This window comes from Paenibacillus ihuae (assembly GCF_001368795.1).
Lineage (GTDB): Bacteria > Bacillota > Bacilli > Paenibacillales > Paenibacillaceae > Paenibacillus_AQ > Paenibacillus_AQ ihuae.
Genome location: NZ_LN831198.1, coordinates 750,453 through 765,971 on the forward strand (window position 1 = coordinate 750,453; position 15,519 = coordinate 765,971).

15 protein-coding genes and 2 pseudogenes are annotated in these 15,519 nt (G+C 53.4%); 14 read left to right on the plus strand and 3 right to left on the minus strand.

The features are described from left to right. Positions 1 to 4 precede the first annotated feature (4 nt). A pseudogene (locus tag AQR02_RS33465) lies at positions 5 to 376 on the plus strand (TerD family protein); the annotation flags it as partial. Between the two features lie 183 nt (positions 377 to 559). Next, the gene (locus tag AQR02_RS33470) at positions 560 to 1,231 is read left to right on the plus strand and encodes a vWA domain-containing protein (protein ID WP_054941969.1); all 672 of its coding nucleotides are present in this window, start codon (positions 560 to 562) and stop codon (positions 1,229 to 1,231) included. 40 nt (positions 1,232 to 1,271) lie between these two features. Here the strand turns inward: AQR02_RS33470 and AQR02_RS03410 are convergent, their stop codons facing one another. Beyond that, positions 1,272 to 1,829, minus strand: coding sequence for a GNAT family N-acetyltransferase (locus tag AQR02_RS03410; RefSeq protein WP_054939397.1), 558 nt, complete (start codon positions 1,827 to 1,829; stop codon positions 1,272 to 1,274). 298 nt (positions 1,830 to 2,127) lie between these two features. On the opposite strand from AQR02_RS03410, the gene AQR02_RS03415 reads away from it, so the two are divergent. The 12 genes and pseudogenes from AQR02_RS03415 (at position 2,128) to AQR02_RS03470 (ending at position 13,748) form a co-directional block, all read left to right on the plus strand. Beyond that, on the plus strand, positions 2,128 to 3,021 hold the full coding sequence (locus tag AQR02_RS03415) for a LysR family transcriptional regulator (protein WP_054939398.1): 894 nt from the start codon (positions 2,128 to 2,130) through the stop codon (positions 3,019 to 3,021). Between the two features lie 119 nt (positions 3,022 to 3,140). After that, positions 3,141 to 3,656 carry a GNAT family N-acetyltransferase gene (locus AQR02_RS03420; RefSeq protein WP_054939399.1) on the plus strand — a complete coding sequence of 172 codons (516 nt, stop codon included), beginning with the start codon at positions 3,141 to 3,143 and terminating at the stop codon, positions 3,654 to 3,656. A 4-nt stretch (positions 3,657 to 3,660) separates the two neighbouring features. After that, entirely contained in the window at positions 3,661 to 4,527 is an 867-nt protein-coding gene (locus AQR02_RS03425; protein ID WP_054939400.1) for a transporter substrate-binding domain-containing protein, read from the plus strand. Between the two features lie 33 nt (positions 4,528 to 4,560). Next, positions 4,561 to 5,346 (plus strand): amino acid ABC transporter permease, encoded by a 786-nt coding sequence (locus AQR02_RS03430; RefSeq protein WP_054939401.1) that lies wholly within the window; start codon positions 4,561 to 4,563, stop codon positions 5,344 to 5,346. Then, positions 5,343 to 6,052 (plus strand): annotated as a pseudogene (locus AQR02_RS03435) (amino acid ABC transporter permease). Before AQR02_RS03430 ends, AQR02_RS03435 begins: the two are co-directional and overlap by 4 nt. After that, on the plus strand, positions 6,049 to 6,801 hold the full coding sequence (locus AQR02_RS03440; RefSeq protein ID WP_054939402.1) for an amino acid ABC transporter ATP-binding protein: 753 nt from the start codon (positions 6,049 to 6,051) through the stop codon (positions 6,799 to 6,801). The pseudogene AQR02_RS03435 and the gene AQR02_RS03440 overlap by 4 nt, the downstream one beginning before the upstream one ends. An 11-nt stretch (positions 6,802 to 6,812) precedes the next feature. Then, positions 6,813 to 7,829, plus strand: a complete 1,017-nt coding sequence (locus tag AQR02_RS03445) for an LLM class flavin-dependent oxidoreductase (protein WP_054939403.1) — start codon at positions 6,813 to 6,815, stop codon at positions 7,827 to 7,829. Positions 7,830 to 7,896: 67 nt separating this feature from the next. Further along, positions 7,897 to 9,078: an amidohydrolase gene (locus tag AQR02_RS03450; RefSeq protein ID WP_054939404.1), complete on the plus strand. Its 1,182-nt coding sequence runs from the start codon at positions 7,897 to 7,899 to the stop codon at positions 9,076 to 9,078. Then, the gene (gene solA, locus AQR02_RS03455) at positions 9,075 to 10,253 is read left to right on the plus strand and encodes an N-methyl-L-tryptophan oxidase (protein ID WP_082451612.1); all 1,179 of its coding nucleotides are present in this window, start codon (positions 9,075 to 9,077) and stop codon (positions 10,251 to 10,253) included. The genes AQR02_RS03450 and solA overlap by 4 nt, the downstream gene beginning before the upstream one ends. Beyond that, positions 10,250 to 10,729 carry a DinB family protein gene (locus AQR02_RS03460; RefSeq protein ID WP_054939406.1) on the plus strand — a complete coding sequence of 160 codons (480 nt, stop codon included), beginning with the start codon at positions 10,250 to 10,252 and terminating at the stop codon, positions 10,727 to 10,729. Before solA ends, AQR02_RS03460 begins: the two co-directional genes overlap by 4 nt. 437 nt (positions 10,730 to 11,166) lie before the next feature. Next, positions 11,167 to 12,504, plus strand: coding sequence for an LLM class flavin-dependent oxidoreductase (locus tag AQR02_RS03465; protein WP_054939407.1), 1,338 nt, complete (start codon positions 11,167 to 11,169; stop codon positions 12,502 to 12,504). Next, a complete protein-coding gene (locus AQR02_RS03470; protein WP_245237073.1) occupies positions 12,501 to 13,748 on the plus strand; it encodes a M20 metallopeptidase family protein in 1,248 nt (415 codons plus the stop codon). The genes AQR02_RS03465 and AQR02_RS03470 overlap by 4 nt, the downstream gene beginning before the upstream one ends. 635 nt (positions 13,749 to 14,383) lie before the next feature. On the opposite strand, the gene AQR02_RS03480 is transcribed toward AQR02_RS03470, so the two are convergent. Next, a complete protein-coding gene (locus AQR02_RS03480) occupies positions 14,384 to 15,076 on the minus strand; it encodes a PspA/IM30 family protein (RefSeq protein ID WP_054939409.1) in 693 nt (230 codons plus the stop codon). A 62-nt stretch (positions 15,077 to 15,138) separates the two neighbouring features. Then, complete coding sequence (locus tag AQR02_RS03485) at positions 15,139 to 15,357, minus strand: PspC domain-containing protein (protein WP_054939410.1); 219 nt, start codon at positions 15,355 to 15,357, stop codon at positions 15,139 to 15,141. Positions 15,358 to 15,519: the final 162 nt, after the last annotated feature.

Consider the following 15,519-nt stretch of genomic DNA (forward strand, 5'->3'; position numbering starts at 1 on the left):
GGAAATGGGGATTGATGCTGCCGCATTTTTGCTGTCAGAGCGGGGACGCTGTGAAAGGGATGAGGATTTTATTTTCTACGGAAACCCTGTATCACAGGACGGCACTGTAACACACACGGTTCTATCCAATGGGGACAAGGAGAGCATCACCATTTCGCTACCCCGTCTTCCGCCGCAGTATGCCAGGATTGCTTTAACCTTGACTATCTATGAAGGTGAGCACTTGAACCATCGGATGAAGGATGTATCCGGACTCTACCTGAAGCTGCAGGATCGTCTGAGCGGCGGGGAGCTGCACCGTTTTGAGTACGGCTCTGATTTATCGCAAGAAACGGCAATAGTGGTGGGGGAATTGTACCGCCATGGCGGGGAGTGGAAATTTAGCGCAGTCGGCAGCGGTTTTAACGGAGGACTTGCAGCACTGTGCATCCATTATGGACTTGAGGTGGAGGCGTCCGGATCCCCGGAAGTTGCCGCTGCTGCTGAAGCGCCGGCACCACTTCAATCACCCCCGCCTGTTATGCAAATTGTACCTGTACCAACGGAGCCTAAGACTGTCCTGTCCAGCATTGATCTGCGTAAAAAGATCGTCCAGTTCACACTGGAAAAGAAGCAATTGACTGGTGTAAAAGCCAGAGTAGGGATTGTGCTGGATATAAGCGGCTCGATGAGAGATTTATATACCAGAGGTGTCGTGCAGGAAGTGGTAGAGCGGATCTTGGCGGTGGCTGCCAAGTTTGATGACAACGGCTCACTGGATGTTTGGGTGTACGATAACGAATTCAGCCGGCTTCCCTCCGTCACCGAACGGGATTTCGGGGATTACGTAAAAACACATATTTTGAAAAACCAGTCCACTCATAAATTCGGCCGCAACAATGAACCTCCGGTGATGGAGGATGTCATCCGCAAATACACAAAGGAAGACAAGAAGGATACAACGCCGGTATTCATTATTTTTATCAATGACGGCGGTGTCCTCAAATTAACAAAGAAAGTGATTATGAAAGCAGCGGTTCAGCCGATATTCTGGCAGTTTGTCGGAATCGGGGATTCGGATTTCGAAGTGCTGGAGGGGCTGGATAACATGACCGGAAGGGTTGTGGATAATGCGGATTTTGTGCATCTGGACCGGATTGAGGAGGTCTCGGATGAGGAATTGTACGACCGGCTGCTGAATGAATTTCCATCCTGGATTAAGGCGGCGAAGGAAAAACAGATTTTACTCTAGTACAAAGTTATATATAGTGGAAAAGGCTGGCCCGAAGGGGCTAGCCTATTTTTGTTGTCAATGACTGCTCTGCGCCTGGTGCGGGGAAGGATAGCAGATCCAGCTGATAGCCCTTTACCAGGGTTTCGCCGTTCATAATGTCAGTTGCATAAGCCCGCTTAAAGCCTAGACGCTCGTAGAGCTTGATGGCTGAGGCCATCATATCGGAGGTGTGGAGGTTCAGGGTAGAGGCACCCCATTCGAGGGATCTTCGCGCGGCATCCTGGATCAGGAGTGTCGCAATTCCGCGGCCGCGGGCAGCAGGGGATACAGCGAGCAGGCGCAGGACAGGGGAGTGGATGCCGAGCTCAGGCTTGCCATAGGCAGTTTCCGAGGAAGTGAACAACAGTGCGCTGCCCACAATTTGCTTACCGGCTTCGGCAATGATTCGCGCAGCCGGGGCATTTCCGTATACGGAATCGAGAATTGAATCCCGGTATTCAAGCCAGTAGGCCTCGGGCAGGAAAGCTGAATATTGGCTGTATGCATCAAGCAGCACTCCGGCGATGGCTTCACGATCGTTATCAACAGCTTCACGGATAATAATCTCTTTTGACATGTTCTCGGTATGCCCCCTTAAGTCCAATTGGTAAGCCCATCTGAATGCTGTTATTATAACTGACAATTCCTATTGATATAAGAGTGATTTAAACATTCTGATAATTGGATAGAAAACTTCTATCTGTTTTTGTGATTATTTTAATGGAAAATAGGCCGAAAAGCACTGCAGATGTGTTGACAAAAAAATAGGCCGTGACTAAGATATATACAAAATCTATAAGGTAAACTTCGCCATAATTCATTGTTAATTCATCGGAATAGTAAAATATCATAAAATCGATAAAGGAGGCCTTGGAGTGAATATCGATAATATTGAGGCATTTGTCTACATCAACCACTATGGAAGCTTCAATAAAGCCGCCGAAGTCCTGTATATCTCACAGCCGACTGTAACGGCCCGCATTCAATCGCTGGAACGGGAACTGGATTGCAGGGTCTTTGAGCGGCTGGGCAAACAGATTCATCTTACGGATAAAGGCAAGCAGTTTCTTCCGTATGCCCAGCAGATTCTCCAGGTCTACCAAAACGGCAAACATCAGCTCCAGGCGAAGGGGCATATTCCGAATGAGCTGAGAATCGGCAGTACAGTATCCGTGTCCAATTATCTGATGCCGCATCTGCTGCTTCATTTGAAACGGAAATATCCGCATATCAACATTAAGCTGACGACTTCATCCACGGATCTGCTGATTGATAAGCTGAAAGCGAAGGAGATTGATGTGGCTTTTATCCGTAAAGTTGTTAATCCGGCGATTCAGGCTTTCCCGTTCTGCGAGGATCCTATTTCGTTGTATGTGTATGCAGGGCACCGGCTGGCCCTAAGCGGTCGTGCTTCCCTGCAGGATATCCGCAAGGAGACGCTGGTTTTTTTTGAATGCGGCTCTTTGGACTGGATGCGGCTGCACCGCGTATTTGAGAGCATGGAACAGCCGCCGAATATTGAATATCAGGTGGATAATCTGGAAACGGCCAAGAAGCTTGTATTGAAAAAAGCGGGCATCTGCTTTCTTCCGGCATTAAGCGTGCAGGAGGAAGTAGCTGCGGGAACGCTGATCCGGGTCGATATCGCGGAGACGGAGGGCATCTCCCTGCGGACCAGCCTGATTTCACTGAACGGGGAAAATGCAGAATTCATTGAAACCCTGCTTGAAGTGGGTGCCCTCAAAGCCGGAGATCGAGTAATTGTATAGATGTATTAAATAACTCTATTAGCGCATGGGGCTATGCAGTGATAAAGTTAATTGCATATAATCACGACTAAATCGATAGGGATTATGAAATTAAATTTCAAATGGCTGGAGGACATGACATGAGTGAGGTATATCGGCTGGCAGAGCTGAAGGATGCGGAGCAGTTGCTGGATGTTACATACCGCGCCTATGAGCTGATTCGTGAACTCGGGCTGCACTGGCCGGCGGCCAATGCCGACTTGGCGCTTATTGAAGACAACATAGCCACGAATGAGTGTTACGTGCTCGAAATCGGCGGAACGATAGTTGCGACTATCACACTCTCCAAGGAAGAAGAGGTCAAGAAGTTTAGTCCGCTGCCTTTTATTAAGTGGTTCGCTGCTCACCCGGATTACAGTAACAGGGGCTATGGCGGAAAGCTGCTGGACTGGGTGGAAGAGAATATTATTCTCGGACAATTGGGTTCACCTGCAGTCACACTCGCAACGGCGAAGAAGCATCCATGGCTGGTTCAAATGTATGAACGGCGGGGTTACGAACGGTTCCTGGAGCTGGACCCGCAGAATGGCGACGGCATTATGTATCTGCTGAAAAAAACACTTGCAGACAAACCACAATTCATTCAAAGGGGATAGAAACATGAAAAAGTCCATTTCACTCGTATTTGCATCCATACTGACACTTGCGATTGCCGGCTGCGGGAATAACGGCAACAACGCCGCGAACAGCGGCCAGACCGGAAATACGGCTGAAGCTGCCGCCTCGAATGCAACAGCTGAGCCGGCTAAAGCTACGAAGATCATTGTGGGCACAGGCACAGCTTTTCCTCAAGTTTGCTTCATTGATGAGAACGGCAAGCTTACCGGCTTCGATGTAGAGCTGCTCAAAGAAATTGATAACCGGCTGCCGGACTATGAATTTGATTTTCAGACCATGGATTTCAGCAACCTGCTGCTCAGTCTGGAAACGAAAAAGATCGATCTCGTAGCCCATGTCATGGAAAAGAATCCGGAGCGGGAGCTGAAGTACTCTTTTAATAAAGAAGCCTATGCCCATTGGAGAAACCGCATTGTGGTGGCTAAGGACAATGATACGATCCAAACGCTTGATGATCTTAAAGGCAAGAAGGTATTGGTCGGCGCGACCAGCGCACAGGCGCAAATTCTGGAGAACTACAATAAAGAGCATGATAATGCGATTAATATCGTGTACCAAAGCGGTACGGCTAACGATGCAGCTGACCAGATCAGCACAGGCCGTGTGGACGCTACGCTCGCTGCAGATTTTGTCCTGCCGATCATTGATCCGCAGAGTAAGCTCAAGGCTTCCGGTCCCGAACTGTCCTCCGCAGATATTCTCTATGTCTTCCGCAAGGATGATGCAGATTCACAGAAGCTGTCGGATGCCATTGACGGTGCCATTAAAGAGCTGAAGACGGACGGTACACTGGGTAAGCTGAGCTCAGAGTGGCTGGGTGCGGATGTTACCGCAGATTCGGCGCAATGAGTAAGCCGGTGAGCACGGGAAGGGAGGGAGTTTATGGGCGCACCGTTTGATATCAGCTATGTATTTTCATATCTGCCTAAGCTGCTGGGGACTTTGGGTACCACTCTGCTGATTGTCGGGTGCTCCCTGCTGGCAGGGATTATTGTCGGCTTTCTCGTAGCGCTGCCAAGACTGTATAAAGTGCCGGTGCTGAAGACCTGCTCCGAAATCTATATCTCCTTTTTCCGGGGCACACCGATTCTTATCCAGCTTTTCCTGTTCTATTACGGGCTGCCGGAGATCCTGAAGCTGATTCAAGTCGATATGACCCGGACGCCAGTGCTGGTGTTTGTGATTCTGACCTACGGTCTGCACACAGGGGCATACATGTCGGAGATGATCCGCGCTGCTGTGCAGGCGGTGGATAAGGGACAGGTCGAGGCGGCTTATGCGACGGGAATGACGGGGTTCCAGGCTTTTACACGGATCGTGCTGCCGCAGGCGCTTGGAATTGCTATTCCGGTATTCTCCAATCTGGTGATTGCTCTGCTCAAGGATACGTCACTGGCCTTCACGCTTGGTGTAATGGAGATGACCGGGAAGGCGCAGACGCTGGGCAGCTTAACTCAGCATTTTATTGAAACGTATATCGCGCTTGCGCTGATCTATCTGGTCATCAGCTTTACCATTGAGAAGCTGCTGCTTGTAGCGGAACGCTGGCTGCTGCGTCATGAGAAACGTAGCACTGCTGAGAAAAGATCATTCAAAATACACAAAAACTGGTCCTACCGCCGCATCATTTCGGAACTGGGACCGGGTAAAGGAGGCGCCGGATTATGAAGCTGGACCCGTCGTTCATCTGGACCGCCTTCGTGCAGATTCTGAGTGCCATTCCTACGACCTTATATATTACCGTGGTTTCTGTCTTGATCGGGTTTGTGATTGGAATGGCGGTGGCCCTGATCCGGATCTACAGAATCCCATTGCTCTATCCGCTGGCAGTCGGGTATGTCACCTTTATCCGCGGAACACCGATGCTGACCCATCTGCTGCTGATTTATTTCGGGCTTCCCGTGCTGATAGACGGTCTGGCGGAGCAGTTCGGCTGGAGCTTCAGGTCGGTGTCGATTCCGATGATCGGCTTCGCTTATATTTCATTCTCGATCACAGCGGGAGCCTATATGTCCGAGGTTATCCGTTCCGGTCTGCTCGCGGTGGACCGCGGCCAGCTGGAGGCGGCCCATTCCATCGGCATGACCACGCACAGGCGCTGCGGCGGGTTGTATTTCCCCAGGCGCTGGCGGCGAGTCTGCCCAATCTGTCAAATTCGGTAATCGGAATGCTGCACGGATCTACCCTTGCTTTTACCGTTTCGGTAGTGGATATCAACGCCAAGGCGCAGATTGTGGCTTCGACGAACTGGAAGTTTTTTGAGGCTTACCTGGCGGCGGCGCTGATCTTCTGGGGGCTTACGTTCCTGATTGAGCGCTCGACGTCAGTGATTGAGAAACGGATTAATCTGTATAACCGGGGGGGAGTGGCATGATCAGCTTAACGCAAATATCGAAGTCATTCGGCCGGCATCAGGTGCTCAGCAATATAGATTTAACGGTGACCAAAGGCGAGGTTGTCGTCATTCTCGGACCTAGCGGATCAGGCAAAACAACCCTGCTGCGCTGCGTGAATTACTTGGAGAAGCCAAGTGACGGAGAGATTTCCATCGGGGATTTCAAGGTGAACTGCAAGCATGCCCGCAAAAAGGAGATTCACCAGCTCCGGCAAAAAACGGCGATGGTGTTCCAGCAGTATAATCTGTTCCGGCACAAAACCGCACTCGAGAACGTGATGGAAGGGCTGCTGATTGTCAAAAAGCTTCCAAAGGACGAAGCCAGAAAGCGGAGCATTGCGCTGCTTGAAAAGGTTGGCCTCGGCAGCAAGCTGGATGCTTATCCGAGCCAGCTCTCCGGAGGCCAGCAGCAACGGGTCGGCATTGCCCGTGCCCTGGCGCTGGAGCCGGAGGTTATTCTGTTCGACGAACCAACGTCGGCGCTTGACCCGGAGCTGGTAGGCGAAGTGCTTGCCGTTATCCGCAAGATTGCCAAGGAAGGCATCACCATGATTGTGGTGACCCATGAGATGGGCTTTGCCCGCGATGTGGCGAACCATGTGGTCTTCATGGACGGCGGCGTCATTGTTGAAGAAGGCACACCAACAGAGCTGTTCAATCATCCGCGTGAAGAACGAACGAAGCAGTTCCTGAAGCGGATCACACCTGAACTGAACTATTCCATATAGGGGGCAAAATGATGGCCATTACAATCAGCGTACTCGACCAAAGTCCGATTTATCCGGGAGAAACGCCGGAGGAAGCGTTCCGGCATACGATCAGGCTGGCACAGCTGTCTGAACAGCTGGGGTTCCGCCGTTTCTGGGTTTCTGAGCATCATGATTCCGAGCAGGTGGCAGGCTCCTCGCCGGAAGTGCTGATCTCCCATCTGCTTGCGAAGACGGAGCGTATCCGTATCGGCTCCGGCGGAATTATGCTGCAGCATTACAGCCCGTACAAAGTGGCAGAGAATTTCAATGTGCTGGCTTCCCTGGCTCCGGGCCGGGTGGACCTGGGTGTAGGACGTGCTCCGGGCGGGCTGCCGCGCAGCACGCAGGCACTTCAGCAGGGGAAGGGCGATTCCCCCAGCCTGACGGATAAAATTATCGAGCTGGAGAAGTACGTACATAGCCGGCTTGAGGAAGACCATCCGCTGGCAGGGCTGAAGGCAGGTCCCATTCCGGCTACTGCTCCTGAGCTGTATGTGCTTGGCGCAAGTGTAAGCAGTGCGGAAATTGCCGCTGAGCTGGGCTTACCGTACGTATTCTCCCTGTTCATCAACGGAGACCGGTCGGTGGCGCTGGAAGCGATCCGCGCTTACCGCAGCGGTTTTGTATCAGCGGAGGGCAGACAGCCGCAGGCGATTATTGCCCTGGCACTCATTGCTGCGGAGACGGAGGAAGAAGCGAAGGAGCTGGCGGGAGCGCATAAGCTGATCCGGATTACGCTTGCGGGCGGGAAGACGCTGACGGTAGCTACCCGGGAGCAGGCGGAGGAATTTGCCCGCCAGAGCCAGGAAGCCTACACGATCGAAGAGCGGGAGCCGGAGGTTGCCAAAGGCACAAAGGCTTCCGTGCGTGAACAGCTGCTGGCACTGTCGGAAGCCTCCGGTGTGGAGGAGTTCATCGTAACGACGAATGTGCAGCCATTTGACAAACGGCTTCGCTCGTTTGAGCTGTTGAGTGAAGCGCTCGCTGAGGTGCCGGCGGAGGCCTAAGGCACAAGGTATAAGGTGAAGGGATCAGGAATCAGACAGGAAATCGTATAAGGAAGGGAGCCTGTATATGACCAGTAAAACCGCCGAGCTGAGCGTAGAAGCGCTCCGCGATCAGTTAACCGGAATCCGCCGTCATCTGCACCGGCACCCGGAGTTGTCTAATGAGGAGTTCGAAACGACTAAGTATATCGCCTCTCTCCTGGAGCAGGCCGGGATCCGTATCGTGGATTACGGGCTGACAACCGGAGTGATCGCAGAGATTGGAAGCGGCAAGCCTGGTCCGGTCATCGCGCTGCGGGCCGATATCGATGCTTTGCCGATCCAGGAGGAAACCGGCGCAGAATATGCCTCGCTGGTTCCCGGCAAAATGCATGCCTGCGGGCATGATTTTCATACGGCAGCGCTGATCGGCGCTGCTTATCAATTGAAGCAGCAGGAGGAGCGGCTTCCGGGTACGGTGCGCCTCTTGTTCCAGCCCGCTGAGGAGAAGGCGCAAGGCGCGCAGCGGATCATCAGCAGCGGAGCACTGCAAGAGGTGCGCGCGGTAATCGGGCTGCATAACAAGCCCGACCTGCCGGTCGGAACGATCGGCATTACCGGCGGCCCGCTCATGGCAGCCGCGGACGGGTTCGTAGTTGAGATTCTGGGCGGCAGCTCACATGCAGCGGTTCCGGAAGCAGGAATCGATCCTATCGTAGCCGCTTCGCATATTGTGACTGCGCTGCAGTCCATCATCAGCCGCAATGTCAGCCCTCTTGAGAGCGCGGTGGTGAGTGTAACGCAGATCCACAGCGGCAATTCATGGAATATCATTCCGGACAAAGCGGTGCTGGAAGGCACGATCCGCACGTTCGATGAAGCCGTGCGCGTTAAGGTGCTGGAGCGCTTCGAGCAGGTAGCGGCTGGAGTAGCCGCCGCCTTGGGAGCATCCGCAACGGTCCGCTGGATCGGCGGACCGCCGCCGGTAATTAACGACGAGGCCCTTGCAGCGCTTGGGATTGAGTCGGCCGAAGCACTCGGCTACCGGGCGGTGAAGCCGGTACCCTCTCCGGCGGGTGAGGACTTTGCCTTCTACCAGCGCGTAGTGCCGGGGCTGTTCGTCTTCGCCGGCACGGACGGAAGCCGGGAATGGCATCATCCGGCCTTCGATCTGGATGAACGGGCATTGCCGGTGGCCGCCCGCTTCCTCGCGGATATCGCTGTGCGTTCCTTGGAGTACTACGCTTCCGGGGGAGGTGCGGAATCATAGCTGAGCCTTCAAATTATGACGTCATTATCGTTGGTGCAGGCTCAATGGGGATGAGTGCCGGGTATGAGCTGGCCCGGCGGGGGGTTAAGACGCTGCTCATCGATGCCTTTGATCCGCCGCATACAGAAGGAAGTCATCACGGCGATACCCGGCTGATCCGCCATGCGTATAGCGGAGATCCCGCCTATATTGATCTGGCGCTGCGTGCAGATGTGTTATGGCAGGAAGCCGAGCAGCTAAGCGGAACAGAGCTGCTGGTACGTTCGGGCGTGCTCAATCTCGCGGACAGTGCCGTCTATTCCTTCGCTGGCCGTCTAGCGGAAGCAGAAAAGCGGAAAGTGCGGGTAGAGCACCTGGACGCCGGAGAAATCCGGCGGCGCTGGCCGGCACTGAACATTCCGGAATCATTCGCAGCGATGTATGAGCCGGATGCCGGATATTTGTACAGTGAACGGTGTATTGCAACGTACCGCCAGCTTGCTCTTGCACATGGCGCGGAGCTGCTGACGAATACCCCGGTAGAGAACATCACCGCCCGCGAAGGCAGTGTGACTGTTCATACAGCTAAAGGCGACTATCACGGAGCGGCGGCCATTCTTAGCGCCGGAGCCTGGTTCAGCGCGTTGGCGCCTTTTGTGCAGCTGCCGATTAAGGCGGTCCGCAAGGTCGTCGGCTGGTTTGACAGCGACCCTGCTTTTGCAGCCGGGAATTTCCCCGGGTTCACGCTCGGAACCGAGGAAGGCGGGTATTACGGCTTTCCCGGCATTGGCGGAGCGGGCCTGAAGATCGGCCGGCATGATACGGGCCGGGAATGGTCGCCGGGTGAACCGCTGGCGCCGTTCGGCAGTGAAGCCGCCGACGAGGGAGACCTCCGCCGGGTGCTGGAGGCTTACATGCCGGGTGCAGCCGGGCGGCTGCTAAAAGGCTCTGTATGCAAATATGAGCATACGCCGGACGAAGATTTCATCATTGACCGGCATCCGCTCCACTCTAACGTACTGTTGGCCGGAGGATTCTCGGGGCATGGCTTTAAATTTTCCAGTGTCGTAGGAGAAATACTGGCGGACCTCACGATCAGCGGGGCAACAAGCCATAATATCCGGCCCTTTTCGTTATCGCGCTTCACGCCGCCTGGTCATCCGCAGGCAGGTCTTATATTGGAGGGGATGAAATGAGCAGTGCTCAAATCAGTGAGTATCTAAATACACATCAGCAATTAGTACAAGCGACAGACGGGTTAACGGAGGAACAGCTGAAATGGAAGGCGGAACCGGCCAGCTGGAGTATTACCGAGGTGCTGGCTCATCTGGCTGATCACAGCATTGTAGTTTCGTTCCGCATCCGTGACATCCTTGCAGGTACCACAGCGCAGCTGCCGGCCTTTAACCAGGATGCCTGGATCAGCGGACAGTATGCCAATCACGGAAATGCCGCCGACAGTCTGGAGCTGTTCCGCAGCCTGTTGCATTATAACAGCCAGCTGCTGGGCCGGCTGAGTGCAGAGGATTGGGAGAAAAGCGGAATCAACTTCAAAGGCGACACCGTGAAAATAACCGACATCGTCCGCAGCTTCACTGCACATGTACAGACACATCTTGCCCAGATTGCGCGAATTAAGCAGGGTGCAGCAACTGCTGCGATTATTCAGTAAGAAATTGAACTTTGTTAAACATCCCTTTGGAACGGGAACACTGGAAGGCTTGATAAAAGCTTAGTTGATTTTCTCCACTTAATTCCATCACTTATCAACCTATATGATGATTAGTTGGAAAAACTCTATCTATTTCGGATCAAACTAACCTCCGGAGGTAAATTCACTACATTTAAGTGGAGTTTTTCCTGCTAGCCTTCTGATCCCCCTGTTGGTTAGAGAAATAGATGGAGAAATTCCACTTCATAGGATCAGCACTATCTAATACCGGTTCACACAACCTCTTAAATTGCCGGTAGGTGTATGCTTCCGAAGCGAGTTTTGCGAAGTAGATCAGTGAAGCGGATGCTATCAAAACTAGGTGTATGCTTTCGAAGCAAGTTTTGCGAAGAAGATCAGTGAAGAGGATGCAATCAAAACTTTAAGGAGGAACGAACATGACCAAACCAAAACAACTGAAGCTGGGCGCACTGCTGCACGGGGTAGGAGGCAGCACGTCAATGTGGCGCCATCCGGACGCCAAGCCTGATGCCAGTGTGAACTTCGAATTATATAAACAATGGGTGCAGAAGGCAGAGGAGGGCAAGCTGGATCTGATCTTCATCGCGGACGGCTTGTATATTAACGAAAAGTCCATTCCGCATTTCCTGAACCGGTTTGAGCCGCTGACGATTCTCAGCGCACTTGCTGCTGTCAGTACTAACATCGGTCTGGTCGGCACCTTGTCTACCTCCTACAGTGAACCCTTTACGGTTGCGCGCCAGTTCGGCTCTCTCGATGTTATCAGCGGCGGCCGGGCCGGCTGGAATGTGGTTACTTCCCCGCTGGAAGGCTCCGCTTCGAATTACAGCAAAAAAGAGCATCCGGACCATAGCAAACGCTACCGCATTGCAGAGGAGTATTTGCAGGTGGTGCGCGGTTTGTGGGATTCCTGGGAGGATGATGCATTTGTCCGCGACAAGGAGTCAGGCGTTTTTTTTGATCCGCAAAAAATGCATACGCTGAACCATGAAGGGGAGTTCTTCTCTGTGAAGGGACCGCTCAATATTGCCCGTTCGAAGCAGGGGCAGCCGGTCGTGTTCCAGGCAGGTTCTTCGGAGGTCGGCAAAAACTACGCTTCGAAGGAAGCGGACGCTATCTTCACTGGACATGAAACGCTAGAGGATGCGCAGGCTTTCTATCGTGATGTGAAGTCGCGGATCGCCTCGTTTGGCCGGAACCCGGATGAGGTGCTGATCTTCCCGGGAATTGCCCCAATTATCGGCGACACGCCGGAGGAGGCGGAGCGCAAATACCAGGAGGTTGCCGGACTCGTAACGATCGAGAACGCACTGAATTATCTGGGCAGATTCTTCGAGCATCATGATTTCTCGCAGTATCCGCTGGATGAGCCGTTCCCTGATGTTGGCGAGCTGGGACGTAACAGCTTCCAGAGCGGCACGGATAAGATCAAAAAGGATGCGAAGGAGCGCGGCTTAACGCTGCGGCAGGTTGCTATTCAATCCGCTACTCCGCGCAGCAGCTTCATCGGGACACCGGAGCAGGTAGCCGATCAGGTCCAGCTGTGGTTTGAATCGGGCGGGGCAGACGGATTCATGATCGCGGCGGCTGTACCGAACGGCCTGGAGGAATTTGTGGACCGGGTAGTGCCGATTCTGCAGGAGCGGGGTTTGTTCCGTACGGAATACGAAAGCGGGACCCTGCGCGGTAACCTTGGCATTCCGGTGCCGGAGAACCGGTACGCTAAGGCTTCCCAGCCGGCAGGACAGATTTGACCACTGATGGAAAAATTGCGGTGAGCCGGAACCCGGGTATCGCGGAAATACAGGATTATACCGGTCAGCTGGCGGAAGAAATCATCTCGATCCGCCGTGATTTGCACACCCATCCAGAGCTGCTGTATGATGTTGCCCGCACTTCAGGTAAGGTAGCCGGCCTATTGGAAGAATGGGGGATTTCGGTGCGGCGGAATGTTGGCAGGCATTTTGGAATGGGTGTCACCGGCTCGCTGCAGGGGCTTGCGGGCAGCGGTCCGGTCATTCTGCTGCGGGCCGATATGGATGCTCTGCCGATTGGGGAACAAAATGAGCTGCCATACAAGTCGGTGAAGCCAGGAGTCATGCATGCCTGCGGCCATGATGCCCATACCGCGATGCTGCTGGGGGCGGCCAAAGCTTTGGCAGCGTTCAGGGAACAGCTGGCAGGTACGGTCCTGTTCGTCTTTCAGCCGGCGGAAGAAGGTGCGGCCCGGAGTCCGACAGACGGAAGGCTGCTCTCCGGGGGACGCGATATGATCGAGGATGGAATTCTGGAAGGCGTAGACTATGCCTATGCGCTGCATGTCATGCCTGAGCTACCGGCAGGACAACTGGGCGTTCATCCGCATTATGCCATGGCGGCCTCCAGTCATTTCAAGGTGGAATTTCAGGGGACAGCCGGACACCACAGCGCCCCGCACAAAGCAGTGGATGCTATCCAGATGGCGGCACAGTTCATAGCCGGCATCAACGGACTGATGGCGAATCAGACAGATTCGCAGGAGGCAGCAGTGCTGGCTTTCGGCACTGTGAATGCGGGTACAGCCGTGAACGTTATCGCTGAGCGCAGTGAACTGACTGGAACGTTCAGAGCCTTCTCGAAGACAACAGTAACTGCGATTACAGAGGGACTAAGACGGTATGCTTCGGCGACTGCGGAAGCATACGGCGGAAAATACCGGATGGAGCTGCGCGAGGGAATTACAGTGGTCAACGACGGGGAAGCCGTGCAGCGGATGCTTCGCGCAGCCCGTGAGGTGCTGGGGGAAGATCAGGCAGTATTGCTGGATCAGCCCAGTCTTGCCGGTGAAGACTTCGGCTGGTATCTTGACCGTGTTCCCGGTGCATTTGCCTTCATCGGCTGCGGAAATGTTGAGAAGGGAATTACTCATGCAATCCATCAGCCGCAGTTTACTATTGATGAAGATATGCTGGTCCACGGCGTGAGGATATGGATCAGACTTGTAATGCAGCATAAATGAACGAGTTGCGTCCAATATTTAAGGGATATCTAATGAGCCGGGAGGCTCCTGGGATATCCCATTTTGTTATATAAGCGGGACCCGTGCAGAAGCTGCCGGAAGCGCCGTTAAAACCATTTAAAGTTAAGGCAGGTGCCGGTCCGTTGATCGTTGGGCTCCCAGTGCCGTCAGTAAGTAATGTGTCGTCAGCACACCTAACACTGAAGGAACAGCCTTTAATCGTATCCTTACCGACTTGGGGCCTCATTTCCACAATTTCTAAGTTCCGGTATACGCTGCGGATATAAGCGGAGAAATCCCATTGTGTCCGTCCTTCCAGTGCCATAGCGCAGATATAACCGGAGAAATCCCATTGTGTCCGTCCTTCCAATGCGATAGCGCAGATATAAGCGGAATAATCCCATTGTTTCCGTAGCGAGCCGTCTATCGCAAAACGGAGCAGAGGTGAGCTAACCCACACTGGTTAGACCCGCTGTTCTAATGGGGAAGACACCTATGAGCGCAGGTTTACCCGCTTACCCCACACGTAAAGAGTGGCTGGTCTAACTGTCGACAACACAGAGCAGCGATCCCCCTGATATCGGAGGATCGCTGCTCTGATCTGTTTCATAGTATTCAATTTATAAACTGCTGCCTTACTTTACGCTGCCATCTTCCGGCTTCTGCGTGCGCAGACGCGCCAGCTCGGCTTCCACAGCGTTTTGCAGTGCTGGATCAATGGCGGGAGCCTGGGCTGGCTGGCCTGCCTGTGCTTCCCATTCACTGATCTTGTCCTCCATCCGTTCGAAGCCGCGTGATGCGGTGCCGGCACTGATGATCGGTCCGTGTCCGGGAGCGCCAGAATATGCAGAACGGTTCTGGGCAGCAGCCTGTTTGCTCAGCTCTGCCGCTTTGCGGGCGCGTTCCGCCAGCTCTGCCCGTTTCGCTTTCAGCCGTTCATGCTCAGCTTTGGCATTGTGCAGATTAACCTCAAGCGCCGCGAGGGTCTGAAGTGTTTCTTCGAGGATACCTTCTGTTTCCTGAATACTTTCCTGGTACCGCAGCTTAGCCATTACTGCAGCTCTGGCTGCCGGTTCATTGCCTTCACTCATCGCTTTGACAGCAGCGGCTTCACTGTTCTCCGCTTGCGCCTGATATTCGGCTTTGCGGCGTTCCAGCACGCTTGCCGTTACTCTGAGCTCACGCTGCTTGCTTTCGGCAATTCCGATCTTGTCTTCCAGATCCCGCAGATATTGTCCGGTCAGCAGGACCGGGTCTTCCAGTTTGTTCAATCCTTCGTGAATTGCTGCTTTGGTAAGGGTGGTAATACGTTCGAATATGCTGCTCATGTTCATTTCTCCTTTGAATTTGAATTTGGGATTGATAAATCGAACCTTGACTTCATCCAAGATTAATAATGATCGAAGCTATCGGTAAAACCTGAGAATGCTTCTTTAGGGACGATAATGCTGGCAACGATATAGATAAATACGACTGTACCGAAGCTGAAAATTGCAGCGGCTGCTACAAGCAGTCTGACGAGCGTGGTATCAAGATTGAAGTAACGGGCCAGCCCTCCGCATAAACCAGTAACCTTCTTGTCTGTCTCAGAACGAAATAACTTTTTCATCATTTTCTCTTCCTCTCTTGTAATGTCCGTTGTCTATGTGTTTATTCTACGGCTATCTGCAATCTTGCAAAACGGCCTCGGGACTGTTTTTTGGTCCAGACCTAAGGCGGGGATGGTTCCCGCAATAAGACGGGGCAAGTCCAGGCCGAACCTGATGCGCTG

Coding starts and splice junctions, on each gene's coding strand:
- AQR02_RS03430 (WP_054939401.1), top strand. CDS start 4,561: ATGGGCGCACCGTTTGATATCAGCTATGTATTTTCATATCTGCCTAAG.
- AQR02_RS03480 (WP_054939409.1), bottom strand. CDS start 15,076: ATGAGCAGCATATTCGAACGTATTACCACCCTTACCAAAGCAGCAATT.
- AQR02_RS03450 (WP_054939404.1), top strand. CDS start 7,897: ATGACCAGTAAAACCGCCGAGCTGAGCGTAGAAGCGCTCCGCGATCAG.
- AQR02_RS03410 (WP_054939397.1), bottom strand. CDS start 1,829: ATGTCAAAAGAGATTATTATCCGTGAAGCTGTTGATAACGATCGTGAA.
- AQR02_RS03465 (WP_054939407.1), top strand. CDS start 11,167: ATGACCAAACCAAAACAACTGAAGCTGGGCGCACTGCTGCACGGGGTA.
- AQR02_RS03445 (WP_054939403.1), top strand. CDS start 6,813: ATGGCCATTACAATCAGCGTACTCGACCAAAGTCCGATTTATCCGGGA.
- AQR02_RS03420 (WP_054939399.1), top strand. CDS start 3,141: ATGAGTGAGGTATATCGGCTGGCAGAGCTGAAGGATGCGGAGCAGTTG.
- AQR02_RS03440 (WP_054939402.1), top strand. CDS start 6,049: ATGATCAGCTTAACGCAAATATCGAAGTCATTCGGCCGGCATCAGGTG.
- AQR02_RS03460 (WP_054939406.1), top strand. CDS start 10,250: ATGAGCAGTGCTCAAATCAGTGAGTATCTAAATACACATCAGCAATTA.
- AQR02_RS03425 (WP_054939400.1), top strand. CDS start 3,661: ATGAAAAAGTCCATTTCACTCGTATTTGCATCCATACTGACACTTGCG.
- AQR02_RS03485 (WP_054939410.1), bottom strand. CDS start 15,357: ATGAAAAAGTTATTTCGTTCTGAGACAGACAAGAAGGTTACTGGTTTA.